We start from the raw sequence: 24,165 nt of genomic DNA, 5'->3' as shown, positions 1-24,165 counted from the left end.
TGGCGCCCCGCGGCGGTTCGCTCCGCCACCGGCCGGCGCCGCGCCCGGCGCCGCCTCGCTCAGAAGAACGTCCGCAGATACACCCGCTCGGGCGGGAACAGCGTCGCGAGGGTGTCGGCGACGGATCCCTCGGCCACGGAGAGGCCGCCGACGCGACGGGCGGTCGCCACGTCGTGATACCCGACGACGAGTTGCGAGAGCGTCCCCACGTCGAGGGTCGCGTCCGGGTCGACAGTCTCGGCGTCCGCCTCGCGGGGCGCGCAGTCGGCCTCGCCGTCCGCGACTGCCAGGTCGAAGACGCCGTCGTTCCAGTCGGCCGTCTCGTCGGTCACGGCGAGCGTGCAGTCGGCGCTCGCGTCCGCCGGATAGGGGCAGGTCTCCAGCGCGTCGACCGCGTCGACGACGCGGACCATCGGCCCCGTCTCCACCCCGCAGTCGACCGCGTCGGGGTCGTCGACGAGGTCGAGGAGTTCCGTCCGGGCGTCGCTCTCGAAGCGTATCTCCGTGACCTGAGAGTCGTGGTCGGCGAGGAATCCGAGGAGGCCGAGCCGCGCCTCGTGGTCGGCGGCGGCCATGTCGTCGACCGCCAGCCGCCGGTTCTCGAACCCCTCGCCGGCGTCCTCGAAGTCGTAGACGAGATAGCCGCACACGTCGCCGTCGCGCTCCCAGACGTACGCCCACGGTCGGTCGTCGCCCCCCTCGGAGAGGACGCGCTCGCGCCACCACGCCTCCGACCGACGCTTGAGCGCGAGGGTCGTCTCCGCGGCGGCCGTCTCGTGGACCGAGCGGAGCGCGCGCCACTCGTCGGGTTCGACCGGTCGAGCGCGCCCGTCGGCCGCCCCGCGGGCGAACGCCAGTTGCTCGGGCGGGCACGTGTACGTCGTCGCCGTGTTGGCGGTCGCCCAGCCGAACTGTTCGTAGTACGACCGCGCGAACGGCCACAGCGCCGAGAGCGGGTACTCGCCGCGCCACCGCTCCAGCGCGTCGGCGACCAGAGCGCCGACGTACCCCTCCCGGCGGTGTTCGGGCGGCGTCGCGACGGCGGCCAGGCCCGCGAGCCGGACCCACTCGCCGCGCAGGGTCGCCCGGAGGTCGTAGTGGCCGCAGACGCTGACGAGGGCATCGTCGACGAACGCCCCGTAGCGGTCGGCGATCCGCTCGGGGTCGTCGTCGTAGCGCTGGGGCCCCTCCTCGGGGTGGAACGCGTAGTCGACGATCCGGCGGAACTCGTCGTAGCGGTCGGCCGAGAGGGGTCGCACCGCGGCGGCTGCGTCGTCCGTCATACTTCCGTTCGGGGTGTCGGGTCCGATATAGCTTCGGTCGCGGGGTCGACAGCGATCAGTTTCGCGTGCGAACCCACTTTTTGCGACGGAGAGTTCCTCGGCGCGCTTCGCGCGCCTGCGGGAATCCTCCGTCGCAAAAACGTGGGGAAAAAGGCTGAATCCTCGCTCTGCTCGGATTCAGTGAATCGCGCTCGCTCCGCTCGCGCGAATGCTACTGATCAGCCTATCACCTGTACTGAACGCCATCGACAGTTCTGCACACCCGGCGACGGATCGGGCGACTCGTTCCGGCACCCGCAACTTTTTGCGACGGCCGCGAGCCCCCACGTACATGCGACTCACCGGCCCCGCCGACGCGAACGCGGTCGTCTTCGACCCGGAGACGGCCGAACTCGCCGTCGAACGCGACGGCACGACGCTCGTGACGCCCTCCGAACTCCCCGTGGAGAAACTCGCCCGACAGCTCCACGGCGTCGACTGGACCGGCGCCGCGGTGTCGGTCGACGACCCCGCGGAGGTCGCCGAGACCTACGCCCTCCCGAAGGGAAAGGCTCGCGAGCGAACCCATCGGGCGGTCGAGCGGACGGTCACCTACGACCATCCCGACGCCGACGGCGTCGTCGAGGTCGACCTCCGAGCCGCCGCCGAGGGCGTCGCCTTCCGGTTCCGCGTCACCGGCACGGCGATGCAACGGCACACCGGCGACGAGACGACCCTCTCGCTGCCCCGCGACACCGCCACGTGGCTGACCCCCTTCGACGAGGCCCACGAGGCCAGCGCCCGCCAGCAGCCCATCGTCGAGACCGACGGGGAGTACTGCACGCCCGGCCTGTTTCGGGTCGACGACGAGTGGCTGCTGCTCGCCGAAGCGGGCGCCGACGGCGACTACGCCGCCGCCCGCCTCCGCGCCGAGGACTCGGGACCGGGGATGACCTTCGGGCTCCCGCAGACGCAGATGAACGCCCACTTCCCGCTGGAGACGCCCTGGCGCGTCGCGATCACCGGCGACCTGGCCGACGTGGTCGAGTCGACGCTCGTGACCGACCTCGTCGACGACGCCGGGTTCGACGACGAGTGGGTCGAACCCGGTCGGGTCGCGTGGTCGTGGTGGTCCGAGTCCGACAGCCCCGACGACTTCGAGCGCCAGCGCGAGTACGTCGACTACGCCGCCGACCGCGGCTGGGAGTACGTCCTCGTCGACGCCGGCTGGCCCCGCGAGCGCGCGGCGATGCCCGACCTGATCGACTACGCGACGGAGCGCGGGATCGACGTGATCCTCTGGACTCACTGGACGGACGTGAACACCGAGAGCAAACGGGCCGAGCGACTCCCGACCTGGGCCGACTGGGGCGCCGCGGGGGTCAAGGTCGACTTCATGGACGCCGACGACCAGGGCCGGATGCAGTTCTACGACGACCTCGCCGAAGCGGCCGCAGACCACGAACTCCTCGTGAACTTCCACGGCTCCGTGGTTCCGACGGGCCTCCAGCGCCGGTACCCCCACGTCATGACCTACGAGGGCGTGATGGGCGCCGAGTACTACAAGTGGTCCACCGTCACGCCGGAACACAACTGCACCCTCCCGTTCACCCGCAACGTCGTCGGGCCGATGGACTACACGCCGGTCACGTTCTCGGCGGACGCCGCCCGGACGACGCCGGGCCACGAACTCGCGCTCTCGGTCGTCTTCGAGTCGGCGCTCCAGCACTTCGCCGACTCCGTCGACGAGTACGCCGCTCGACCCGAAGCGGAGGGGTTCCTGGAGCGGGTTCCGGCGGCCTGGGACGAGACGCGTTTCGTGGGTGGGTATCCCGGCGTCGAAGCGACCGTGGCTCGCCGCGACGGCGAGGAGTGGTTCCTCGGGTCGATCACGGCCGGGCCACAGCGGATCGTGACGGTGGACTGCGCGTTCCTCGTCGAGGGCGACGCCGTCTCCGACGAGGAGTGGACCGCCCACGTCGTTCGAGACGACGGCGAGGGCGGCCTCGAATCCGAGGAGTGGACCGTCACCGGCGAGGAGGCGCTGGACGTGGTGGTCCCCGAGAACGGCGGGTTCGCGGCGCGGTTCGAGCGGTGACGGTCTTCGCCATCACAGCCACTCGCGCCCGGTTTTCTGGAGTCCGCCGATCTCGGCGTGGGGAGACACCTCGGCCATCGCGTCGACGATGGCGACGAGTTCGGTCACGACGGTCCCGGAGTTCGCCGACGCCGAGGTCGGGCGGTACCCCGCGCGGACGCTGGCCGAGCACCGCTACGAGAATACCGGCGACGTGTCCACTGCCGTCGCAGAACTTGCCGCCGAGATCGAACGATAGCGGAGTTTCGCCGCCGCGCAATGGACACAGTTATTCGGGGAGAGGGATAACACCGCTCCACCAGCCATGCGTCACGCAACCACGTTGCGGGTGATCCGATGCGAGTCGTAGTGAAGTTCGGGGGCACGAGTCTCGGCAACGGCGAGCGCGTCACGCGCGCGGCCGACTCTATCGCGGCAGCCATCGAGAACGGTCACGAGGTCGCCGTCGTCGCCAGCGCGATGGGGTCGACGACCGACGACCTGCTCGACGACATCAACTACGACGCCGAGGACGCCGACCGCGCCGAGATCGTCTCCATGGGCGAGCGCACGTCCGTCCGGATGCTCAAGGGGGCGCTGGCCGCCCGCGGTATCGAGTCGGACTTCTTCGAGCCCGGCAGCGAGGGGTGGCCGATCATCACCGACGAGTACGGCGAGGTCGACGTCGACGAGACGAAGAAACGCGCCAGCGCGCTCGGCGGCCAGCTCTCCGACGTGGTCCCGGTCATCACCGGCTTCCTCGCCCAGGACCACGAGGGCAACGTCACCACCCTGGGCCGGGGCGGCTCGGACACCACTGCCGTCATGCTCGGCAAGTTCATGGACGCCGACGAGGTCGTCATCGTCACCGACGTCGAGGGCGTCATGACCGGCGACCCCCGCGTCGTCGAGGGCGCCCGCAACGTCGGCGAGATCACCGTCGACGAGCTCCGCTCGCTGTCGTTCCGCGGCGCCGAAGTCGTCGCCCCCTCCGCGCTGTCGTACAAGGGGAGCGATCTCGGCGTTCGCGTCGTCCACTACCAGCACGACGACCTGCTGACGGGTGGGACCTCTATCGAGGGCGAGTTCCAGAACCTCATCGACCTGCAGGAGGAGCGGCTGGCCTGCGTGACCGTCGCCGGTCGCGCGATCCGCAACAGCCCGGGCATCCTCGCCGACCTCGCCGCCGCGCTCGGTGACGAGGGGATCAACATCGACGCCAACTCCTCGGGCATGGACTCGATCACCTTCTACGTCGACGCCGAGGACGCCGAGGACGCCGAGGCGCTGTTGCACGACGAGGTCGTCGACGGCGAGGCGCTCTCCAGCGTCACCGTCGAGGACGACATCGCCGTCGTCCGCGTCACCGGCAGCGACCTCCCCAACCAGCCCGGCATCGTCAAGCGCACCATCGACCCCGTCTCGGAGGCCCACATCCACCTCTACGACGTGATCACCTCCGCGACCTCCGTCTCCGTGTTCGTCCCCTGGGACGACCGCGAACAGACGCTCCAGCTCGTCCAGGACGTGTTCTGAGCGGCGCCGACGCGCCGCCCTCCGCCCTCCGCCTTCCGCGCTCGGACGTCTACTGCCCCGAACGCAGTCGCGTCCCGATCCGCAGCGGCAGGTCGGCCTCCCGCACCGCGTCGACGACCCGATCCACGTCGTACTCGACGCGGCGGGCCTCGATCTCCCGGCTGTCGAAGTCGATCAGCGAGTAGGCGGCCCGGGGGTCGCCGTCGCGGGGTTGCCCGACGGCGCCGGGATTCAAGATCAGCCCCTCGTCGAAGAACTCGTGGCCCTGGACGTGGGTGTGGCCCGTGACGAGCACGTCCTCGTCGCCGAGCATGTCCGGGTTGTACTCCTCGGGGTAGGTGTAGCGGTCGGGGTCGTGGGGGTGACCGTGGACGAGTCGCATCCGCCGGTCGCAGACCACGCGCTGTTCGGGGAGTTCGCCGAGCCACGACAGCTGGTCGTCGCTGCAGGTCTCGCGGGCGTGGTCGACCGCGGCCGCGGCCATGTCGTTGAACCCGTAGGCCTGGTCGGACGCGACCGCCCGGTCGTGGTTGCCCATCACCGTCGGCACCGCTCCGTCGGGCAACATCGCGGCCGCCTCGTCGCTCAGCCCGTGGTCGCCCTCGCCGCGGATGGCTGCCGCGCACTCGGCGTGCCAGGGGTTGTACCCGACCACGTCGCCCGCGCAGACGAGCCGGTCGACCGGCGGCATGTCCTCCAGCACCGCCTCCAGCGCCACGAGATTCCCGTGGATGTCCGAGATGACGCCCACCTTCATGGACTGGCCTGCGCACCCCTCGCTCTTAGTAGTACGGCAAAATCCCGGCAGAGCGGCGAGGCGCGGCGGGCGACGCGTCTACTCCTCGCCGTTGAAGATCGCCGTCTCGAACCCGCCCTCGCCGTCGCCGGCGACGCCGACGGCGCAGACCTCGTGTTCCAGATCCATCCCGTAGGCCTCGCTGGCGGCCGCGGCGGCACCCGTCGCGTCGAAGTCGACCGGTTCGGGGCTGTCCTTCTCGTAGGTCGCGACCAGCGTCGGTTCCGTCACTTCCTCGACCAGCAGCGCGTCGCGGCGGACGGTCCCGATCACGGCACCGGGGCCGTCGGCGTTCGTGCTCGGGTCCGCGGCGCCGACGCCGACGACCCCCGCGACGCGGGGCGTGTCGTAGTCGTCCTTCTCGAAGTCCAGCGCCAGCAGCGGCTCGGCCAGCGCGTCGCGAGCGGGGTAGCCCAGTTCGAGCTTCTCGGCGATCGGGTCGACGTGCGAGCCGTTGCCGATCACGGCGCCGTTGTCGGTCAGCCGCAGGCAGTTGTACTCGACGTAGGGGTTGTCGGTCTCGGGAGCGTCGGCCGTCGGGCCGACGGTGACGGTGCCCGGCTCGCGACCGGTCGCTTTCCTGTTCGGGAACGAACGGGAGGAGACGCGGTAGGCGCCGACCTCCGGTGCGACGACGACGAAGCGTCCGACGTACATGGGCAACCGTCGGCCTTAGGACGGAAAGTAGGTGTCGATACGGTTCGGTGCGGTGCGGTCCCAGCGGGGGTCGGAACAGGAGGGTTATGCCCCTCGCGCCCGTCGATCCGCCGATGACAGCAGGGCTCGACGCGGACGTGGTCGGCGCCGACGCGGCCGCCGACCGCCGGGACGAACTGGTCGCGCAGGTCACCGACCACGCCGGCCGCATCGCGCGCGAACTCGCCCGCCTCCAGGGCGGCGACTACGGCCAGCGGGAGTTCGACACCGACCGCGCCACGTGGACGCTCAAGTACGAGGGCGGCGACGTCGACTACCTCCGCTTCGACGGCCGCGGCGACGACGTCTACGTCGTCTCCACCAAGCAACCGCCCGACCCCGAGGCGCTCGCGAAAGCGATGGCCGACTACGACGCCTTCGTCGACGCCTTCAACGAGTACGTCCGCTCGCTCGACGGCGTCCTCGACGACACCGCCGACGAGCTACCCGCCATCGAGTCCGTCGACTCGGTCGTCGAGGCCCGCGAACGCATCCTCTCGCGGATGCGCGAGGTGTGTGACCTGATGGCCGAGCAACTCAACCGCGTCGAGGGCAACGACTACGGCACCTTTTCCGCGCGCGTGGGCAGTTCCCGCTGGGAACTCAAGTGGGAGGAAAATAGGGCCAGCTACCTCCGCGTCGGCGGCGAGGGCGGCGTCTACCTCCTCTCGCAGTACCAGCCCCCCGCCCCGAAGGACCTGCGCGCCCACGCCGACGGTTTTTCGGGGTTCGTCGACGCCTTCAACGACCACGTTTCCGAGATCTCCGAGAGCCTCGATACCGTCGAGCTGTAGTCTGAGCAGTCTGTTCTGATTCGTTTCCGACCCGCTCGCTCGCAGTTTGAGCGACCGCAGTCTTCGGTAACCGCTGAAAGCCCTCGCCCCGCTCGCTACGAACCGCTGTAACTGCAGGAGACAGCAAGCGCTGAAAGCCCTCGCCCCGCTCGCTACGAACCGCTGTAACTGCAGGAGACAGCAAGCGCTGAAAGCCCTCGCCCCGCTCGCGGTCGCTGAGCGACATACCCTCGCTCCGCTCGGGTAGCGGTCGCTCAGGCGACTACATAAACGCGAGCGCGCCTCGCCCTTTCAGTCCGCCAGGACAGCCACAGAAACAGCAGACCGCCCCGCACAGCACCGCAGACGGCCACGACCCTCCCCAACCGATTCCTTCGCTCGCGATACTCGCTCAGTCATCCCTCGCGCGGCTACGTCGCGCGCACGAGAGCGCGCTCCAGCGCGCGCCGACTGTGAAAATCGGGCGCTACAGTTCCACGGCGGTCGATTCGGACTGTTCGGCGATCTCCTCGGCGGTCAGCTCGCGGCCCGCTGCCTGCGAGAGGTAGATGCCTTCCATGATCCGCATGGAGTTGAGCGCCAGGTCGCCGGTGTCGATGGGCTCGCCGTCCACGTCGCCCTCGATGGTGTCGATCCAGTGGGCGAACTGGTCGCCGGTGTCGGCGGTCTCGTAGCCGTCGCCGGCGATGAGGCCCTGGCGGCGCTCGTACTCGTCCAGATCCAGCGAGACGGTCGCCTCGTAGTCGCCCGTCGTCGTGTAGAACTCGAAGGGGTCCAGCTGGAGCCCGCCCTGGGAACCGGCGACCACGCTGGGGCGGTCGGGGAGGTACATGTGCCAGGCCGCCCGGAGTTCGAGCACCGACCCGTCGGCCAGGTGGGCCATCCCGACCCCCGAATCCTCCACGTCGTAGCCCGACTCCTCGAGGCGGCCGGTGTAGGTGTCGCGGTTCTCGCCGACCTGCTCCTCGGCGTAGGCGTCGTCGGTCTTCTCGAAGGTGGCGCCGCCGACCCGCTCGACGTCGGCGTTGCCGAGCAGGTAGAGCAGTTGCCCGAGGACGTAGGTACCGATGTCGATGACCGGGCCGCCGCCGGCGGAGTCCTTGGAGACGAACCCGGGGGTGCCGTAGCCGTCGATGTAGGGGCGGCCCCGGCGCCGGGAGAAGACGCCGCGGGCGTAGTAGGGCTCGCCGAGTTCGCCTTGGTCGACCAGGCGGCTTGCGGCGCGGGTCTCGTCGTTAAAGAGGTCGTAGTTCTGGACGCCGATGTGGACGCCGGCGGTCTCGGCGGCGTCGGCCATGGCCTTCGCGTCGGCGTAGGTGGCGGCCATGGGCTTCTCGGTGAAGATGTGCGCCCCCGCGTCGGCTGCGGCCTCGGCGACCGGGCGGTGGAGGTTGTTGTGGACGCAGACGCTCACGGCGTCGACGCCCGCGTCGTCGAGCATGTCCCGGAAGTCACCGTACACGTCGGCGCCGTGGTCGTCGGCCAGTTCGGCCGCCGCCTCTTCGTCGATGTCAGCGACGGCGACGACGTCGGCGCCGTCGACGTCGCCGTAGGAGTCGGCGTGGGCCTGTCCGCGATTGCCCGCGCCGACGATACCGATCTCGACTGTCATGGGCGTCGATCGGAGGGGACGGAAAAGAACGCGCGCTTCCCGGAGAGGGTCGCCCCGACTCCCGTCGAGGCGCGGTCGCGCCGGCTACCCGACGAAGACCACGATCCGCTCGCGCTCGCTCTCGGCGGGACAGTCGTCGGAGCGCTCGACCGGGACCGTCGCGTTCAGCGACTCGACGAACGCCTGTGACGGAAGGAGCGTCATGTTGGCGCGTATCCGGCCGTTCCCGCCGACGCTCGACGGGTAGTACGACCCGGTCGGTCCCGTAGACTCAGTCGCCCGCCGCGGACTGGCCGCTGTCGCTACCACCACTACTACCGCCCGACAGCGGCGTCCGTTCGACCACGGTGCCGTCGTAGGTCGGGTACTGCTCGACGATCTCGCCGCTCTCCATGTCGCCGTCTTCGACCATCTCCTCCAGCAGCCACCACGCCACCTCGACGTGTTCGGACTTGACGGTGTAGTACTCCTCGGGGACGCCCAGCGCGTCCATGCGCTCGGCGTCGGCCCACGCCTTCCCGTAGACCAGCGTCCCGTCGTCGGTGATCTCGTCGAACGGACGGCGCAGGGTTCGGGCCATCCGCTTGAGCCGCCGGCGGTGCTGGGCGGCGTCCTTGAAGACGCTCGTGCAGAAGTACACCTTCTCGTGGTCGCCCATCTGATCGAGGATCTCCTCGCGCGGGCTGTCGACCGCGCTCATGTGCTCGTCGCGCAGCTCGAAGCCCTCCTCCTGCATCCGGCGGTAGTTGCCGTCGGACATCTCGAACTCGTTGATGTTACAGAAGTCGGCGGCGCCCTCGTCGAGGAAGTCGACGAACTCCTGTTCGGGCCGGATGCCCGGGATCTCGAAGGCCGGGGTCAGCCCTTCTTCGCGGGCGATGTAGAGGATCTCCTCCCACTCGGTGCCGTGCAGGTCGCCCCACTGCTCGTAGGGTGGGTGAAAGCGGATCTCGTCGAGACCTGCTTCGGAGAGCCGGCGCATGTTCTCGCGGCCGCCGGTGATACCGGTGTAGAGGTGGGTGTGGAAGTCCTCGCCGTACTCGTCTTTCAGCAGGGAGAGATACCGCGTCGTGCGCCCCATCGCCTCCTGGGGTTCGCCGCCGGTGATAGACGCCCCGAGGGCGTCCATGCGCTCGGCCTCCTCGAGCACGTCGTCGTCGGACTCGACGGGCCGCTCGTTGGCGTACACCTGATTGACGTTCTTGCGGTTCTCGCCGAGGGGACAGTAGAAACAGTCGCGCTGGTCGCAGTAGCCGTAGACGAACAGGACCATCTTCCCGCCCTTGGCGCACTGTTCGCAGCCCTCGGATATCATTGCCCCTATCTATCCCGTCGAGCGGCAAAAGTCGTGCGTTCCCTCGCCGGGGGTGTCAACCGCTGACGCCCGCCGGTGGACCGAACCGGAAGGACCGACCGCGAGCGCGAAGCTATTAGGCGATTCACCCGATCGACACACCAAGTGCATCGGTTCGAGTCGCGCGACGAGGACGAGCCGTCGACCACGGCGGGACACTCACATGGCTGAGGCCACCGATCGCCGCGAGCGCCTGCTGTGGACGGTCGCCATCTTCGCGTTCGTCACCACGGACGCCGTCGGCTTCCAGCTACGGGGCGCCCTGCTGCCCAGCATCGAGGAGAGCTTCCAGGTTTCCCAGGCGCTGCTGGGGCTCGTCGCCACCGCGGGCACGCTCGGCTTCGTCGCCTCCGTGCTGGTCGTCGGCCTGGTCGCCGGCCGCATCGACATCTACCGCGCCCTGGTCGGCAGCGCCGCCGTCGTCGCCGTCGGCGCCGTCCTGACGGGGATCGCGCCGGTCTTTCTCGTCTTCCTCGCCGCGCTCTTTCTCCGCGGGGTCGCCACCGGGCCGTTCCGCGCGCTGGACCGGGCGGTGCTGAGCCACCTCTACCCCGACGGCCGCGCGCGGATCTTCAACCGCTACGCCCTCGTCTGGGCCGCCGGCGCCGCCGCGGGCCCGCTGGTCGTCACCGCGGCGCTGGCGGCCGGGAACTGGCGGTTCGCCTACGGCGTCGTCGCCGTCGGCTTCGCCGTCTCGACGGCGCTGCTCGTCCGGCTGGACCTCCCCGACTCCGTCGCGACCGAGCGGGAACTCACCCTCGACGACCTGCGGGCGGTCCTCCGCAAGCCCGCCGTCGCCGGGATGACCGGCGTGCTCGTGTTCAACGGCGGCATCGAGGGCACCCTCTTCACCTGGCTCCCCTACTTCGCCGCTCGGCAGCTCCCCGCCGCGGAGGCGAACCTCGTCCTCTCTACCTTCCTCGCGGCGTACGTCCCCGGGCGGCTGGCCTACAGCTACCTCGCCGACCGCACCGGCCGCACACTCGATATCGTGCTCGTGACGCTGACGCTCACGATGCCCGCACTGATCGCGACGATCTACCTCGCGAGCGGGCGCTGGCTGTTCGTCGCCGTCTTCGCGCTCGGGCTCGTGATCTCGGCGACGTTCCCGACGCTGTCGGCGTTCGGCATGAACGCCGCGCCGGAGTACAGCGGCCCCGTCAACGCCATCTCGACGAGCGCGGGCTACGTCGGCATCGCGCTGGTGCCGCCGGTGGTCGGACTCCTGGCCGAGCGCGTCGGCCTGCGCGGGGCGCTCGGAATTTTGCCCGCGCTGCTGGTCGCGATGCTCGTCGTCGCCGTGCTGACGCGGGTGTCTCAGGCTCGGCGCGGCGCGCCGACATAGATGCCCGTGCAGTAGCCATCGATCCGGATCCGTTCGAGACAGTTACTGCAGCTCCATCGCCCGCTCCGTCAGCCGATAGCGGTACGCCTGACTCAGGAAGACGATCCGTCCGTATTCTTCGGAACTGGCGACCTCTTCGGAGGAGTCGATCGCCTCGACGGCCGCATTGAGGCGGTCGATCGGGTCCCCCGAACGGAGGTGTTCGACGACACGCTCCGGTGCAACGCCGAATTCGCTCGCCAGGATACTCCGTATCGTGCGACCGGCCCCGTCGGCGAGTGCGACCGACGGCTCCGACGCGACCGTCTCCGAGCCGCTGATTTCGGCGGCCCCGTCATCCAGTTCGATCGACTGCAGTTCGTCGTCGATGTGGGCGACGAGCCCGTCGAGATTTTCCCGGGCCTCCTCGGTAACGCGTCCGTTGACGATTTCGTCGATGCGCTCGCTGATCGCGAAGATGTCCGGTCCCGGTGGCTTCGTCGCTTCGAGCAGACCCGTATCGACGAGGTTGTCGAGCACCGTTTCTGCGCGATGCTCCAGTTCGACTCCGAACTCGTCGAGCAGATCGGTTCGTTTGATCCCCTCGTGGTCGGGACCGATCTCCGCTTCGAAGAACGCCTTTGCGAGCAGGACCTGGTCGTCGGTACTGGGAACGCCACCCTGTCGCTCCCGAATGTAGCTCTCTACTCGGTCGAAATCGGTCGGTTCTTCGCCGATAGTAAGTGATCGGCCGACGCTCGGGGGGAGCGCCGGGCGCGGCGCGTTGAGGTGGCGTTGCACTTTCTCCGAGAGCCGCGTGTTGTCGTACAGTGCGCGGGCGACGGGGAGCCCTCGCAGGTAGTTGTACTCGGAGAGGACATCTACACCGTGTTCGGTGAGGCCGTAGAACTGCGATGGGAGACCCCGAGTACGCTCGTTGGGCGGATGCTCGTAACACGCGATCACGTCCGCATCTTCGAGGACCTGTAACTGGTCCCGGATCGCGGCCTTGTTTTTGGGGATCAGGTACGCGAACTCGTCGAGCGACGGGAGATGCGCTGGATGCCCCAGGATGTACTGTAACACCAGATGTCGCGTCTCTTGGGACAGCAACTCGTAGATCTGCCGCTGCTCCTCGAAGGGACCACCGTCCTCCGCGGCAGGCGCATCGCTCATGTTCGATACTTCTCGCGGACGCGCAAAACACTTTGGGACAACTGGTTTGGTAGAAACGCTATTTTCCCAAACCAGTCGAAAAGGTATTTGTTCTCGTAGCTGAAAACAACGCCCGATGACCGGGTCGGAGACATCAGGGGACGACGCCGAGATCATGGAAGCGGTCGACGAAGCGCTGCAGGGCCTCGAACTCGAACCACACGAGACCGCCGAGATCCTTGGCTTCGCCAATCGGGAAGTGTCACATCTGCAGACCCCAGAGGAGTCGTACTTTATCCTGGGTAGCTATCGGGACCCGTACATCCGCCGGTTGCGGATCGTCGAGAACGAACTGGACAAACGGCTCGGCACCTATCCGTTCCTGATGGGTGATCTCCCGCAGATCGAGATCGATCGTCTTCCGGTGTTCCGGATCCGGTTCACGCTGTTGGCCACCTACGCCGACCATATCGTCGCGGTCCACGAGCAGGACGCCGGCGGTGAAGTGACCGAACTCGGAAAGATCAGCGCGACTCCGTATTTCGAGCGATCGACGGTTCTCCCCCGAGATTACGCCTGGATGACCGACAGACATATCGAAACCGTGGCCGACCTTCTCGCCGCCGCGGTGAACGTCTACTTCAATGACGACCTTGACGAGGAAGACACTGAGACAGAGCTGGATTCGCTGGTCACACGCGCTCGGCGGAACGGTGTCGAGGTTTCGCACGAAGAGATCGTCGACCGGATCGAGGATCGGGAGGATGCAGAGCACGAGGCAGTGTCCTACAGCTGGGTGCATCTGAACGAGTTCCGACTGTTCGAACTCCACGGGCGCTGTCTCCCGTGGACCGACCCCGAGGACCTGCGGGACGTTACTGAGAGAGTTCCCTGACTAGCGGACAGATATGAATCTCGAATCAGTCCTCGGACCTCCCGGGGCCGACCAGCTTCAAACCGCTCTTTGATCGTTCATCACAGCCTTTTGAACTGTCCCCGAAGCCGGACGTATGCCGAGAGACAGATCACGGCGGTGGCTACTGCGCGCGGCCGCCGCCTCGACCGCGGCCGCCCTCGCAGGCTGTCGCGCCGACGAGGGGGAGACGGATCGCAGCGGTGACCGAACCGATTCGGGCACTGACATCACCACGCCGGCGACGGGGACGCCCTGCGCCGGTACACCGACGCCGACGGGCACCGCCCCGCCCGTCGACACCGACCGGAAACGGATCGACGACTGGCAGTACGACCCGACCCCGACGCCGACACCGGGCCACGGTGGAGGAGGGGGCGGAGGCGGCGGGACCCCGACGCCGATGCCGACCGCCACGGCCGTCGCCGCCGACGGGAGCGTCGGTCTCGCAGCGGGCGGCGCGAAGGATATCGGAACTTTCCGCCGCAACGTCGAGGAGGGGTATCTCCCGCTCCCCGAGAGCCTGAGCTACGAGGGGATGTTCTACGACTACTACTTCGAGACCGGCGACCCGGGCCGGCTCTGCGGCGCGACCTTCGGGCCCGCCTACTCGCCGGCGGTGACTGCCGACCCGCTCTCCGGGGAGACCGAGCGCTATCTCACCGTCGGGCTGAACTCCGGGCTGGCCGCCGACGAGTTCGAGCGCAAACGGCTCAACCTCACTGTCGTCGTCGACGTCTCCGGGTCGATGTCCGATGAGTTCGACGACTACTACTACGACCAGTTCGGGAACGAGCAGACCCCGAAGGGCGACACGGACCGCAAGAAGATCGAGGTCGCCCGCGAGGCGCTGGTCGCGCTGACCGAACAGCTCCGACCCGGCGACCGTCTGGGCGTCGTCCTCTACGACGACGAGTCGACGGTCGCGAAGCCGCTCAGACCGGTCGAGGCGACGGACATGGACGCTATCCGCGACCACATCCGCGAGGACATCGAGGCCGGGGGCGGGACGCGCCTCTCGGCGGGCGTGGCCGACGCGACCGACATGCTCCGCGAGTACGACGACGCCGACCGGGCCGTCTACGAGAACCGGACCATCGTCCTGACCGACGCGATGCCGAACCTCGGCGAGACCGACGCCGGCGACCTGCGCGGGCGCCTCGCCGACAACGCCGACCGGCAGCGATACACGACGTTCGTCGGCGTCGGCGTCGACTTCAACGCCGAACTCGTCGACGCCATCACGTCGATCGAAGGCGCGAACTACTACAGCGTCCACTCCGCCGACGAGTTCACCCGCCGCCTCGGCGAGGAGTTCAAGTACATGGTCACGCCGCTCGTCTTCGACCTCGAACTCAGCCTGGACGCGGCCGGGTACGACATCGAGCGGGTCTACGGCACCACCGCCGCCGAGGAGGCGACCGGGCGGATCATGCACGTCAACACGCTGTTCGCGTCGCCCAGCGAGGGCGGGAAGTCCCGCGGCGGCGTCGTCCTCGTACAGGTCGACCGGCAGTCGGCGGACGCGGTCCTCGATCTGACCGTCACCTGGACGGACCGCCGCGGCCGCAGCCACGAGAACGCGACCCGCATCCGCTTCCCCGACGCCGAACCGGACTACTACGCCAACAGCGGCGTCCGGAAGGCGGTCCTCCTCTCGCGGTACGCCGACCTCCTGAAGAACTGGATGGTCGACGAGCGCGAGCGCGAGGACGAGACTCCGGCCCCCGACGACGGCATCCAGGTGCCTCCGCCGGAGGAGCAACTCGGCAAGTGGGAACAGCAGTCCGTGCCGCTGACGGTGAGCGACACCTACGAGCAGCGCATCCGGGCGTTCCGCGAGTACTTCCGAGCGGAGATGGACGCCATTGGCGACGAGGCGCTCGCCCAGGAGGTCGAGATCATGGGGCCCATCCTTGACGAAGCCGACTGAAGGTGGGTGAACTGCGGTGGCGCGCGCTGTCGCGACTCTCGTGTCGCGACAGCATCGTGCGAGGGATGAGCGAGCCGAAGGCGAGCGAATCGGCTGGGGAGGTGTGTGGCGCGGTGCGGTGCTGTGCGGGGCGGTCCTTGGTGTCCACGCGAACGGAGTGAGCGCGGGCTCAGAAGAGCTTGCTCTCCTGGTGGACTGAAAGGGCGAGGCGCGCTCGCGGGTGGTGCGCGACCACTATCCGAACGAGCGGAGCGAGTGAGGATATGTCGCACAGCACCCGCGAGCGGGCCGAGGGCTTTCAGCGTCTCCTGATTCCTGTGGTAGATCTAACTCCTAGCGAGCGGGTCGAGAGCCGGCGCCCCTCAGTATCAACCCACACCACGGACATCGATCTCACCCAGAGCCCCGAAGACTGATACAGGCCCGTTGCCTACCCTCGACCGATGCTGCTGGTCCTGTGTGTGGACCTCGACGACGACCTCGGTCGGAAGACGGGCGTCGAGACGCCGGTGGTCGGCCGCGACGCCGTCGAGAACGCGGCCGTCGAGCTGGCGACCGCCGACCCCGAGGACAGCGACGTGAACGTCCTCTTCGAGGGGCTGCACGTCGCCGACCGGATCACCGACGAGTCCGTCGAGGTGGCGGCGGTCACCGGCGTCGACGGCAGCGACGTGGCCGCCAACCGCGCCGTCGGCGAGGAACTCGACGAAGTACTCGCCGGCCTCGTCACGGGCGAGGACGTGCGCGCGATGGTCGTCACCGACGGCGCCCAGGACGAGTCGGTGCTGCCCGTGATCCGCTCGCGGGTGCCCATCGACGGCGTCCAGCGCGTCGTCGTCCGCCAGGCCCAGGACCTCGAATCGATGTACTACACGATCAAGCAGGTGCTCGACGACCCCGAGACGCGGGGGACGATCCTCATCCCGATGGGCATCCTGCTGCTCATCTACCCGCTGTCGCTGCTGGCCGAACGGCTGGATATGCCCGGCGCCGTGTTCGGCGTCACCTCGGCGCTGATCGGCTTCTACCTGCTGTCGCGGGGACTGGCGCTGGGCGAGCGCCTCGACGCGTTCGTCGAGCGGATCCGCGAGGGGCTGTACGCCGGGCGCGTCTCGCTGGTGACGTACTTCGTGGCGGGCCTGCTGTTGATGATCGGCGGGTTCACCGGCGTCCAGACGGTCCAGGGTCTCCAGGCCGACACGGGCGACGCCCTGACGGTCATCGAAGTGATCGCGGCGATGGTGTACGGGTCGCTGCGCTGGTTCGCCGCCGCCGGGGTGACGAGCAGCTTCGGCCGCGTCGTCGACGGCTACATCGACGGCGAGTTCGAGTGGCGCCACCTCAACGCGCCCGTCTACGTGCTGGCCATCGCCTTCATCCTCCACGGGGTCACCAGCTTCCTCCTCGCGTACGGCGACCTGTCGTATCTCGCCTTCACCCTCACCGGCGCGACGCTGCTCGGCCTGGCCAGCACCTTCGCGTTCGCGCTCGCCGAGTCGCGGTTCGGCGGCCGCGTCAATCCGACCTAGCGGTCGCCCGCCCGCCGCCCCTATCGCTCTCGGGCTCGACTCGCGAGGAAGCCGCAACCGGCGATCAGGACGAGGACGCCGCCGAGCAGTAACGACCCGCTCCCGGTCGCCGTCCCGAGGACGATTCCGGTCCAGGCGAGGCCGAAGACGCCGTGAGCCAGCGCGAACAGCCGCCGGCCCCGCCGGTAGAAGACGACCGCGCCGAGTACCAGCGCGGCCGCGAGGACGGCTGCCGAGAGCGCGACCGGCCGCACGCGCAGCCCGCCGACCGGGACGGGACCGACCACCGGTTCGAGCAGGAAGGTCAGCCCCGCGAGGCCGACGAGCGTCCCGACGGCGGCCGGCCCGGGTTCGAGGTCGAGCGCGTCGGTCACAGCGTGCCGTCGGGGCCAAACCGTGGTGAACGTTTCGACCGGTCCCGGACGTGGGGCGCGGCCGCGACCGCCGTCTGCGCCGGTCTCGCCCCCGGCGACGGTACTTTTATCGCGTCCGCCCCGCTACGCGCTTTCGTGTCAACGATCGGACGAGGGTGTCGCCGGGCGACCCGCGAGGGGCCGCGACAGTGGCCGCCGCCGCTCGTTCGGGAGGTTCGGAACCGACGATGACGGACGGGGATTCGGGGGCAGCCGACGGCGGAGCGGAGCCGCCGGCCGACGCCGGGTCGACGGACGGCGGAGCGGCGGGTGGGGCGGTCGCCGACGCGGTCCGCGAGCGCCGGTGTGTCGCCGTGGCGCTCGCGGACGGCCGCGTCGTCGACGCGACGGCCCCGCTCGACGCCGCCCTGGGTGTAGAGCCGGCGGTCGCGACCGGCGAGGCGGACTTCTACGACGGCCTCGCGGCCGCGGCGACCGACGGCGCGCCGATGGAGCGGGTCGCGGCGGCGGCCGCCGAGGGAGCGGCGACCCGCGGGACCGTACTGGCGGTCGAGACCGACGCGGGTCGGCGAGTCGTCCGCCACGCCGGCCTGGCGTGTCCCCCCGACTCGGCCGCCGACCGGCTGGCGCTGTTCGAGGACGTGACGCGGACCCGCGAGCGGGCCGACCGGCTCGACCTGTTCGAGACGCTCGCCGAGCGCGCCCGCGACGGCCTGTTCGCGACCGACGGCGCGGGCCGGATCGCCTACTGCAACGAGCCGTTCGCGGCCTGGCTCGGCGCCGACCCGGCGCCGTTCGTCGGGCGGTCGGTCGAGCGGGTCGTCGCCGAGCGCGAGCGCCCCGCGTGGACGGCCGCGGTCGGCGACCTCGACCCCGAGACCGAGCTGACTCGCGAGTTCGAGTTCCGGTGGCGAGGGTCGCGTGTCGTGCTCTCGGTCGCGCTGACCGGACGGTCGGGCGGCGGCGTCCTCGGCGCGGTCCGTCGTCCCGGCCACGAGGCCGAGCGGGCCGACCGCGTCGAGCAGTACCGGACGCTCGTCGAGAGCGCCGCCGACCCGATGTGGGTCGTCGACGTCGACGACCGGATCGCCCTCGCCAACGCGGCGATGGGCGAGTTCCTCGGCGCCGACCCCGCGGACCTGGAGGGGCTGGCGGTGAGCGACCCGGTCCCGTCCGAGGCGGCCGAGCGGATCGCCGCGGCCCTGGAGACCGTTCGCGCGGGCGACCGTCGCCGGTGGCACGACACCGACCTGCGGCTCCCGGACGCGGAGGGCCGAGACCGCCGGTTCGAGGCCACCTTCGGGCCGGTGCGGGCCGACGGGGCGGTCGTCGGGACGGTCGGCACCTTTCGCGACGTGACCGAGCGCGAGCGCCGCCGGGCGGAACTCGAACGGCTCCGGCGGCTGCTCGCCGGCGTCGTCTGCACGGACGTCGCCGACGGCGTCCGCGAGATCGGCGAGCTGGCCGACCGCCTGGCCGAGGCCGTCGACGGCGAGCCCGCGGCGCTCGCGGCGGCGATCCGCGAACGCGCCGACGCGCTGTCGGCGCTGGTCACCAAGACCGCGGCGGTCGACCGCATCGTCGACACCGACCCCGGGCCGACGACCGTCGCCCTCGACGAGGCCGTCGACCGCGCGGTCGCGTCGGTCGACGGCGGCTCGGCGGCGGCCGTCGATGTGGACGTGCCGTCGGTCGACGTTCGGGCCGTCCCGGTCGTCGACCTGGCGGTCCGCAACCTCCTCGACAACGCGCTCCGTCACGCCGGCGAGGCCCCGACGGTCTCGGTGACGGCGACGCTCGCGGAGCGGTCGGTGACCCTCTCGGTCGCCGACGACGGTCCGGGGATCCCCGACGCGGAGCTGTCGGCGCTCGAACGCGGCGCGGAGACGCCGCTCGAACACGGCAGCGGCGTCGGCCTCTGGCTCGTCGAGTGGGTCGTCGCCAAATCGGGCGGCGACCTGTCGTTCGCCACCGACGACGGCACCCGGGCGACGATCCGGTTCGACCGCGCCGACACCGCCGACGGTCCGCTGAGCGGCTCCGGCGACCGGGGAGCGACGACGGCCGACCCCGGCGGCGCCGACGTGCGCGTCTGTCACCTGGACCCGGACCGCTCGGCGACGGCGCGGATCCGCGAGGCCGCCGCCGGCGTCGACCCGACCGTCGCGGTCGAGCGCGCCGGGGGCGTCGACGGCGCCGTCGACGCGCTGGCGACCGGCCGCGTCGACTGCTTGGTGACCGACCGCCTCGACGACCCCGGCTGGGACCGCCTCGCCGACGCGGCCGCGGCGGCCGACGTCCCCGTCGTCTGCTACGCCGGTGTTGCCCACGCCGGCGACGAGGCGCGTCTCACCGCCGTCGACAGCCTCGTCGAGAAGGGCACGGGGACCGCCCCGGCCGCGTTCCTGGTCGAGAAGGTCCTCGCGCTCGCCGGCGCGGACGGGGACGCGCCCCGCGAGCGGGACGCCGGGGCGGACGCGGCCGAGAGCGACAGCGAAGCCCCCGATCGGTCCGCTGGCGAGGCCGTCCGTCCGTCTGCCGATGGGGCCGCCGATCCGACCGTTGGCGAGACCGTCGAACCGTCCGGGGGCGCGGCCCTCCGCGTCGCGACCGACGCGGGGACGGCGACCCGCGTGCCGGACAGCCACCCCGGGTTCGCCGACGCGGCCGACCCGCCGGCCGACGGCGAGAGCGCGGCGGTCACGACCGCGACCGTCGGGACGAGCCGCCGCCGCGTCGGCGAGTGGGGCCTGACGCTGTCGGTCGACGGTGACGACCTCCGAGTGCGCTACGCGCGGGACCTGACGCCGGCGGTCGCGCGCGAGCGCCGTCGCGCGCTGCTGTCGGCGCTGGTCGACCACGCCCGCGACCGCATCTCGGTCGTCGACGCGAACGGCGAGGTGGTGTACCACAACGAGGCGTTCGCCGACGCGCTGGGCCACGAGGACATGGTCGGGGTCCACTCGGCGGAGTTCATGGCGCCGGGCGAGCTGGAGAAGGGGCAACTGGCCGTCCAGCGGCTGCTCGCGACGCCGGAGCTGGACAGCGAGGTGCTCGACGTGGCCTTCGAGACGGCCGACGGCGAGCGGGTCACGCTGGCGCTGCACTTCGCCGTCCGGCGCGAGGCCGGCGAGTACGCCGGCGTCGTCAACGTCGCCCGCGACGTGACCGGCGCGGCCGCGGACCCGCGGCTCGAACGCTACCGGACGCTCGTCGAGAGCGCCGGCGACCCGATGTTCGTCGTCGACGCCGACGGCCGGCTGGCGCTGGTCAACGAGGCGCTCGAACGCCTGCTCGGTCGCCCCCGGTCGGCGCTGCGGGGCACCCACGTCGAGGCGGCCTTCGCGACCGTCACCGCGGACGGCGACCGGCCCGTCGACGGCGCTCGGGGCCCGGACGGCGGCCACGGCAGCGACGACGAGGGCGGCCGCGACCGGGACCCGGCCGTCGACACCGACGAGTGGTGGCGACCCGTCGGCGTCGACCGGACCTTCTGTGCGCGCGTCCGGGGCGCCGACGGCGACCGCCACCGCTACGAGCTGACCGTCGCCGACCCCGACGCCTTCGACGGAGCCGTCTGCACCTGTCGAGCGGTCACCGCCCGCGAGCGCCGCGCCGCGGAACTCGCCCGGCTCAAGCGGGTGCTCGGTCGGGTCCTCCGGCACAACCTCCGCAACGAACTCACGCTCGTGACCGGCCACGCCCAGCTCGTCGCCGACGCGCTGGCCGACGGCGACGAGACCGGTGGCGACACCGACGACACCGGTCTCGACACTGCCGACGACACCGAGGACACAGACGACCCGCTCGCGCTGGCGCGGTCGATCCAGCGCGCGAGCGACGATCTCGCTGCGACCGCGACGACCGCCCGCACGGCCGAGCGGGCGGTCGGGCCCGGCGACGCGGAGCGAGCCCAGTCGCTCTCGACCGTCGTCGACGCGGCCGCCGAGGCGGCCGCCGAGCGTCGCCGGCCCGTGTCGGTCTCGGCGACCCTCCCGGCCGAGCGGGCGGTCGTCGCCCCGCCGTCGCTCGTGACGGGACTCGAAGCCCTGTTCGGCGCGCTCGCCCGGGACAGCGCCGCCGACGCCCCGACCGTCCGCGTCCGAGCGAGCGAGGCCGACGGGCGGGTCGAGTGCCGCGTCTCGCTCCCGGACTCGGGCGTCGACCGCGGGACCGTCGACCCGTTCGTCGCGCCGCCCGAGGCGGCCCTCGACCGCCACCGCGACGCCGGCGCCTGGCTGTTCGCCTGGGTGGTCGACCGCGCGGACGGGTCCGCCCGCGTCGACGACTCGGGCGACTCGTCCGCGGTCGTCGTCTCCCTGCCCGCCGCCGACTCGGCGGCCGGCGAGTCCCCGACGGAGTGACGCCGCCCGACCGATCGATTCCCGATAGCAAATACCATGCACGTGGCAACCGATCTACCTGTATGGTCGGGTTCACCTACCGCGGGTACTACGGGTCGCGGGCGACGGACGGAGCGGTCGGTGGCGGTGGGGCGGCCGACGAAGCGTCGTCGCTCCCGGCGCCGCTGGCGGCGGTCGACCCCCGGCTGGCGTCGCCGGTCGGGACCGCTCAGGACCGCGAGGACAACGTCTGGATCGCCGACGCGGGGCACAACCGCCTGCTCGTCGTCGACGACGGACTGGAGCGGCTGCTCGCCGTGGTCGGCGGCGTCGGGACGGCGCCGGGCCGCTTCGACCTCCCGATGCGGCTCGCTCACCACCCGACCGACCGCTCGCTCTACGTCGCCGACACCGGCAACGGCCGGCTCCAGCGGCTCGACTACGAGTACGACGGGGCGACGCCGCGGGTGACCGCTGCCGAGGCGTTCGCCGCGGACGGTCCGTTCCACCCCAACGGCGTCGTCGCCCACGAGTACTGGGACGGCGTCCGGGTGGTCGCGGCCGACGAGTTCTACCGCGAGGGGTCGGACCTCCGGGGGCGGCTGGCCGTCTTCGACGAGTCGGGGGAGCCGGTCCGGTCGATCCGCGCGGTCGGCGACGACAACCCGACGCCGCTGTACTGGCCTCAGGGGCTCGACACCGACGACGAGGGGCGGATCTACGTGGCCAACACGGGCTACGGCGTGCTCCACGAGGGGCCGACCGGGCCGCCGAAGCTCGCGACGGTCGTCCGCTGCGACCGGACCGGCGCGGCGGCGCCCTTCGAGGGGCTCGCGGACGAGACCCTCGCCGAGTTGCCGATGCCCCGCGACGTGGCCGTCGTCGGGTCGGGCGCCGACGCCCAGGTCTTCGTCCCCGACGCGGCGACCGGGCGGGTCCACGCCTACACGAGCGTCGGCATCGCCGACGGCGTCGTCCCCGAGGACGGCGAAGACATCCGCGCGAACGCCGCCCTCGAAGACGGGATCGGGGTCCCCCACGACGGGCGCGGGCGGGGGGACGACTCCGCCCCGACCGACGCCGCCGGCCAGGATCGGTTCCGCGGCCCGGTCGGAATCGCCGGCTTCGAGGGGGTTTCGGTGCCGAACTCCGACGCCGACGACCCGACGCTGGCGGTGCTGACGAGCGAGGCGCTCGCGGGGCGGGTCGGCGCCTACGCCGTCGATATCCACACCGAATCCGCCCGGCGGCTCGGGTCGGTGGGCGCCCCGCGGGACCGCCCGGGGCAGTTCTCGTCCCCGACCGGGTCGGTCGTCGTCGCCGACCCCGACTCGCCGCTCGGTCGCTGCGCGCTCGTCGGCGACGGCGGGAACGGGCGCCTCCAGCGCGTCGCGTTCACCGACGCGACCGGCGGGACCGACGGATCTACCGCCGTGACCGACGGCGGCCGCGCGGCCGGTACCGGGGGCGACCGCGCCGGGGGCCACGCCGGCGGCCGCGTCGACCCGGTGGCCCTGCCCGCGACGCGGTTCCCGTTCGGCCTGGCCTACTGGCCGGCGGGCACCGGCGGCGGGGGCCGGCTGTTCGTGACCGACTACACCGCTCACTACCGCGAGGCCGACCGGACGGGGCAGATCCACGTCTACGCCGTCGACGAGGCGCCCGCGGGCGGGAGCGACGAGGAGGGCGGTGCCGGTGCCGTCGCTGGCGCGGACGCGGGCGTCTCGCTCACCCTCGTCGACTCTTTCGGTCCCTGGGGCATGGGCGAGGGCGAGGCGAAGCTCCCGCGAGGGATCGCGGTCGAGCCGCAGGGCGACGGCGTGGCCAGGGTCTGGGTCGCCGACTCGGCGAACGGCCGCATCGGCGTCTGGGACTACGACCGCGTCCTCGACGGCGCACGGGCGCGGGGCGACCGCGGCTGTTTCGGCCACCTCGACGGCGGCTTCTGGAACCCCTCGGACGTGGCCGTCGGCGAGCGCGGCGTCTACGTCGCCGACGAGAACAACAACCGCCTCCAGCGGTTCGACGGCGACGACTGGCACCCCGTCGGAGAGCCCGGCTACGGCGGCGACCGCGCGTTCCTCCTGCCCATCTCCGTCGCCGCTCGCGAGGGCCGGGTGTTCGTCCTCGACCTGGTGAGCCGCTCGATCCGCGTGTTCGCGGAGGACGCGGCGGCCGACGGCGGCCTGCGACCGCTCGACGAACATCGGGCGTTCGGCGGCGACGTCGCCGCCGGGGAGCTGTGGCTGCCCTATCTGCTGTCAGTCGGCGACGCCTCGGACGCGCCGGGCGTCGACATCGTGGTGCCGGACTCGACGCTGCACGTCGCACAGCACTATCGCTGGTCGATGGCGTGAGTGCGAAGCTGTGAAAACGGCGCGAAAAGCGGCTGTATCGTCAGGAGAGTTTCTCGAAGTTCTGGCGGCGCAGCCGCCAGAGCCCGAGGAACTCGTTACGCGAGTTCCTC

At 71.0% G+C, this 24,165-nt stretch carries 17 protein-coding genes; 10 read left to right on the top strand and 7 right to left on the bottom strand.

All coding sequences use genetic code 11. From position 1 onward, the window contains the following. Positions 1 to 59: 59 nt before the first annotated feature. Positions 60 to 1,283, bottom strand: a complete 1,224-nt coding sequence (locus HZS55_RS02465; protein WP_179910178.1) for a GNAT family N-acetyltransferase — start codon at positions 1,281 to 1,283, stop codon at positions 60 to 62. A gap of 331 nt (positions 1,284 to 1,614) precedes the next feature. Here HZS55_RS02465 and HZS55_RS02460 point away from each other — a divergent pair, with 331 nt between their 5' ends. The 3 genes from HZS55_RS02460 (at position 1,615) to HZS55_RS02450 (ending at position 4,875) form a co-directional block, all read left to right on the top strand. Then, on the top strand, positions 1,615 to 3,360 hold the full coding sequence (locus HZS55_RS02460; RefSeq protein WP_179910177.1) for a glycoside hydrolase family 97 protein: 1,746 nt from the start codon (positions 1,615 to 1,617) through the stop codon (positions 3,358 to 3,360). An 88-nt stretch (positions 3,361 to 3,448) separates the two neighbouring features. Beyond that, positions 3,449 to 3,598 carry a hypothetical protein gene (locus tag HZS55_RS02455; protein ID WP_179910176.1) on the top strand — a complete coding sequence of 50 codons (150 nt, stop codon included), beginning with the start codon at positions 3,449 to 3,451 and terminating at the stop codon, positions 3,596 to 3,598. Between the two features lie 98 nt (positions 3,599 to 3,696). Continuing rightward, entirely contained in the window at positions 3,697 to 4,875 is a 1,179-nt protein-coding gene (locus tag HZS55_RS02450) for an aspartate kinase (protein WP_179910175.1), read from the top strand. Between the two features lie 49 nt (positions 4,876 to 4,924). Here the strand turns inward: HZS55_RS02450 and HZS55_RS02445 are convergent, their stop codons facing one another. Both HZS55_RS02445 and HZS55_RS02440 read right to left on the bottom strand, forming a co-directional pair. Further along, positions 4,925 to 5,632, bottom strand: coding sequence for a metallophosphoesterase family protein (locus HZS55_RS02445; RefSeq protein ID WP_179910174.1), 708 nt, complete (start codon positions 5,630 to 5,632; stop codon positions 4,925 to 4,927). A gap of 78 nt (positions 5,633 to 5,710) precedes the next feature. Then, complete coding sequence (locus HZS55_RS02440; RefSeq protein WP_179910173.1) at positions 5,711 to 6,328, bottom strand: IMP cyclohydrolase; 618 nt, start codon at positions 6,326 to 6,328, stop codon at positions 5,711 to 5,713. Between the two features lie 113 nt (positions 6,329 to 6,441). Here HZS55_RS02440 and HZS55_RS02435 point away from each other — a divergent pair, with 113 nt between their 5' ends. Continuing rightward, positions 6,442 to 7,161 (top strand): hypothetical protein, encoded by a 720-nt coding sequence (locus tag HZS55_RS02435; RefSeq protein ID WP_179910172.1) that lies wholly within the window; start codon positions 6,442 to 6,444, stop codon positions 7,159 to 7,161. Between the two features lie 466 nt (positions 7,162 to 7,627). Here the strand turns inward: HZS55_RS02435 and HZS55_RS02430 are convergent, their stop codons facing one another. Both HZS55_RS02430 and HZS55_RS02425 read right to left on the bottom strand, forming a co-directional pair. After that, entirely contained in the window at positions 7,628 to 8,773 is a 1,146-nt protein-coding gene (locus tag HZS55_RS02430) for a Gfo/Idh/MocA family protein (RefSeq protein WP_179910171.1), read from the bottom strand. Between the two features lie 271 nt (positions 8,774 to 9,044). After that, the gene (locus HZS55_RS02425) at positions 9,045 to 10,088 is read right to left on the bottom strand and encodes a radical SAM protein (RefSeq protein WP_179910170.1); all 1,044 of its coding nucleotides are present in this window, start codon (positions 10,086 to 10,088) and stop codon (positions 9,045 to 9,047) included. Between the two features lie 202 nt (positions 10,089 to 10,290). Here HZS55_RS02425 and HZS55_RS02420 point away from each other — a divergent pair, with 202 nt between their 5' ends. Further along, entirely contained in the window at positions 10,291 to 11,472 is a 1,182-nt protein-coding gene (locus HZS55_RS02420) for an MFS transporter (RefSeq protein ID WP_179910169.1), read from the top strand. A gap of 42 nt (positions 11,473 to 11,514) precedes the next feature. On the opposite strand, the gene HZS55_RS02415 is transcribed toward HZS55_RS02420, so the two are convergent. Continuing rightward, positions 11,515 to 12,627, bottom strand: a complete 1,113-nt coding sequence (locus HZS55_RS02415) for a hypothetical protein (protein ID WP_179910168.1) — start codon at positions 12,625 to 12,627, stop codon at positions 11,515 to 11,517. A gap of 154 nt (positions 12,628 to 12,781) precedes the next feature. On the opposite strand from HZS55_RS02415, the gene HZS55_RS02410 reads away from it, so the two are divergent. The 3 genes from HZS55_RS02410 (at position 12,782) to HZS55_RS02400 (ending at position 16,981) form a co-directional block, all read left to right on the top strand. Further along, positions 12,782 to 13,501: a hypothetical protein gene (locus HZS55_RS02410; RefSeq protein WP_179911764.1), complete on the top strand. Its 720-nt coding sequence runs from the start codon at positions 12,782 to 12,784 to the stop codon at positions 13,499 to 13,501. Between the two features lie 115 nt (positions 13,502 to 13,616). After that, positions 13,617 to 15,452, top strand: coding sequence for a vWA domain-containing protein (locus HZS55_RS02405; protein WP_218927267.1), 1,836 nt, complete (start codon positions 13,617 to 13,619; stop codon positions 15,450 to 15,452). A 443-nt stretch (positions 15,453 to 15,895) separates the two neighbouring features. Further along, on the top strand, positions 15,896 to 16,981 hold the full coding sequence (locus HZS55_RS02400; protein ID WP_179910167.1) for a DUF373 family protein: 1,086 nt from the start codon (positions 15,896 to 15,898) through the stop codon (positions 16,979 to 16,981). 20 nt (positions 16,982 to 17,001) lie between these two features. Here HZS55_RS02400 and HZS55_RS02395 read toward each other — a convergent pair whose 3' ends face one another. After that, positions 17,002 to 17,355: a hypothetical protein gene (locus tag HZS55_RS02395; protein WP_179910166.1), complete on the bottom strand. Its 354-nt coding sequence runs from the start codon at positions 17,353 to 17,355 to the stop codon at positions 17,002 to 17,004. A 227-nt stretch (positions 17,356 to 17,582) separates the two neighbouring features. Between HZS55_RS02395 and HZS55_RS02390 the strand changes: the two genes are divergently transcribed. Continuing rightward, positions 17,583 to 21,719, top strand: a complete 4,137-nt coding sequence (locus HZS55_RS02390; protein WP_179910165.1) for a PAS domain S-box protein — start codon at positions 17,583 to 17,585, stop codon at positions 21,717 to 21,719. Between the two features lie 62 nt (positions 21,720 to 21,781). Then, entirely contained in the window at positions 21,782 to 24,055 is a 2,274-nt protein-coding gene (locus HZS55_RS02385; RefSeq protein WP_179910164.1) for an NHL repeat-containing protein, read from the top strand. The last annotated feature ends 110 nt before the right edge of the window (positions 24,056 to 24,165 follow it).

The organism is Halosimplex rubrum (assembly GCF_013415885.1).
In the GTDB taxonomy this organism is placed as follows: domain Archaea; phylum Halobacteriota; class Halobacteria; order Halobacteriales; family Haloarculaceae; genus Halosimplex; species Halosimplex rubrum.
The sequence above is the reverse complement of the archived record's forward strand: the minus strand, read 5'-3'. Positions and strand labels throughout refer to the sequence as shown.

What these genes read in the sequence shown, in the direction of transcription:
- HZS55_RS02460 (WP_179910177.1), top strand. Translation starts at nt 1,615, where the DNA reads ATGCGACTCACCGGCCCCGCCGACGCGAACGCGGTCGTCTTCGACCCG.
- HZS55_RS02440 (WP_179910173.1), bottom strand. Translation starts at nt 6,328, where the DNA reads ATGTACGTCGGACGCTTCGTCGTCGTCGCACCGGAGGTCGGCGCCTAC.
- HZS55_RS02435 (WP_179910172.1), top strand. Translation starts at nt 6,442, where the DNA reads ATGACAGCAGGGCTCGACGCGGACGTGGTCGGCGCCGACGCGGCCGCC.
- HZS55_RS02445 (WP_179910174.1), bottom strand. Translation starts at nt 5,632, where the DNA reads ATGAAGGTGGGCGTCATCTCGGACATCCACGGGAATCTCGTGGCGCTG.
- HZS55_RS02455 (WP_179910176.1), top strand. Translation starts at nt 3,449, where the DNA reads ATGGCGACGAGTTCGGTCACGACGGTCCCGGAGTTCGCCGACGCCGAG.
- HZS55_RS02390 (WP_179910165.1), top strand. Translation starts at nt 17,583, where the DNA reads ATGACGGACGGGGATTCGGGGGCAGCCGACGGCGGAGCGGAGCCGCCG.
- HZS55_RS02400 (WP_179910167.1), top strand. Translation starts at nt 15,896, where the DNA reads ATGCTGCTGGTCCTGTGTGTGGACCTCGACGACGACCTCGGTCGGAAG.
- HZS55_RS02410 (WP_179911764.1), top strand. Translation starts at nt 12,782, where the DNA reads ATGGAAGCGGTCGACGAAGCGCTGCAGGGCCTCGAACTCGAACCACAC.
- HZS55_RS02405 (WP_218927267.1), top strand. Translation starts at nt 13,617, where the DNA reads ATGCCGAGAGACAGATCACGGCGGTGGCTACTGCGCGCGGCCGCCGCC.
- HZS55_RS02465 (WP_179910178.1), bottom strand. Translation starts at nt 1,283, where the DNA reads ATGACGGACGACGCAGCCGCCGCGGTGCGACCCCTCTCGGCCGACCGC.
- HZS55_RS02430 (WP_179910171.1), bottom strand. Translation starts at nt 8,773, where the DNA reads ATGACAGTCGAGATCGGTATCGTCGGCGCGGGCAATCGCGGACAGGCC.
- HZS55_RS02420 (WP_179910169.1), top strand. Translation starts at nt 10,291, where the DNA reads ATGGCTGAGGCCACCGATCGCCGCGAGCGCCTGCTGTGGACGGTCGCC.
- HZS55_RS02415 (WP_179910168.1), bottom strand. Translation starts at nt 12,627, where the DNA reads ATGAGCGATGCGCCTGCCGCGGAGGACGGTGGTCCCTTCGAGGAGCAG.
- HZS55_RS02450 (WP_179910175.1), top strand. Translation starts at nt 3,697, where the DNA reads ATGCGAGTCGTAGTGAAGTTCGGGGGCACGAGTCTCGGCAACGGCGAG.
- HZS55_RS02425 (WP_179910170.1), bottom strand. Translation starts at nt 10,088, where the DNA reads ATGATATCCGAGGGCTGCGAACAGTGCGCCAAGGGCGGGAAGATGGTC.
- HZS55_RS02385 (WP_179910164.1), top strand. Translation starts at nt 21,782, where the DNA reads ATGGTCGGGTTCACCTACCGCGGGTACTACGGGTCGCGGGCGACGGAC.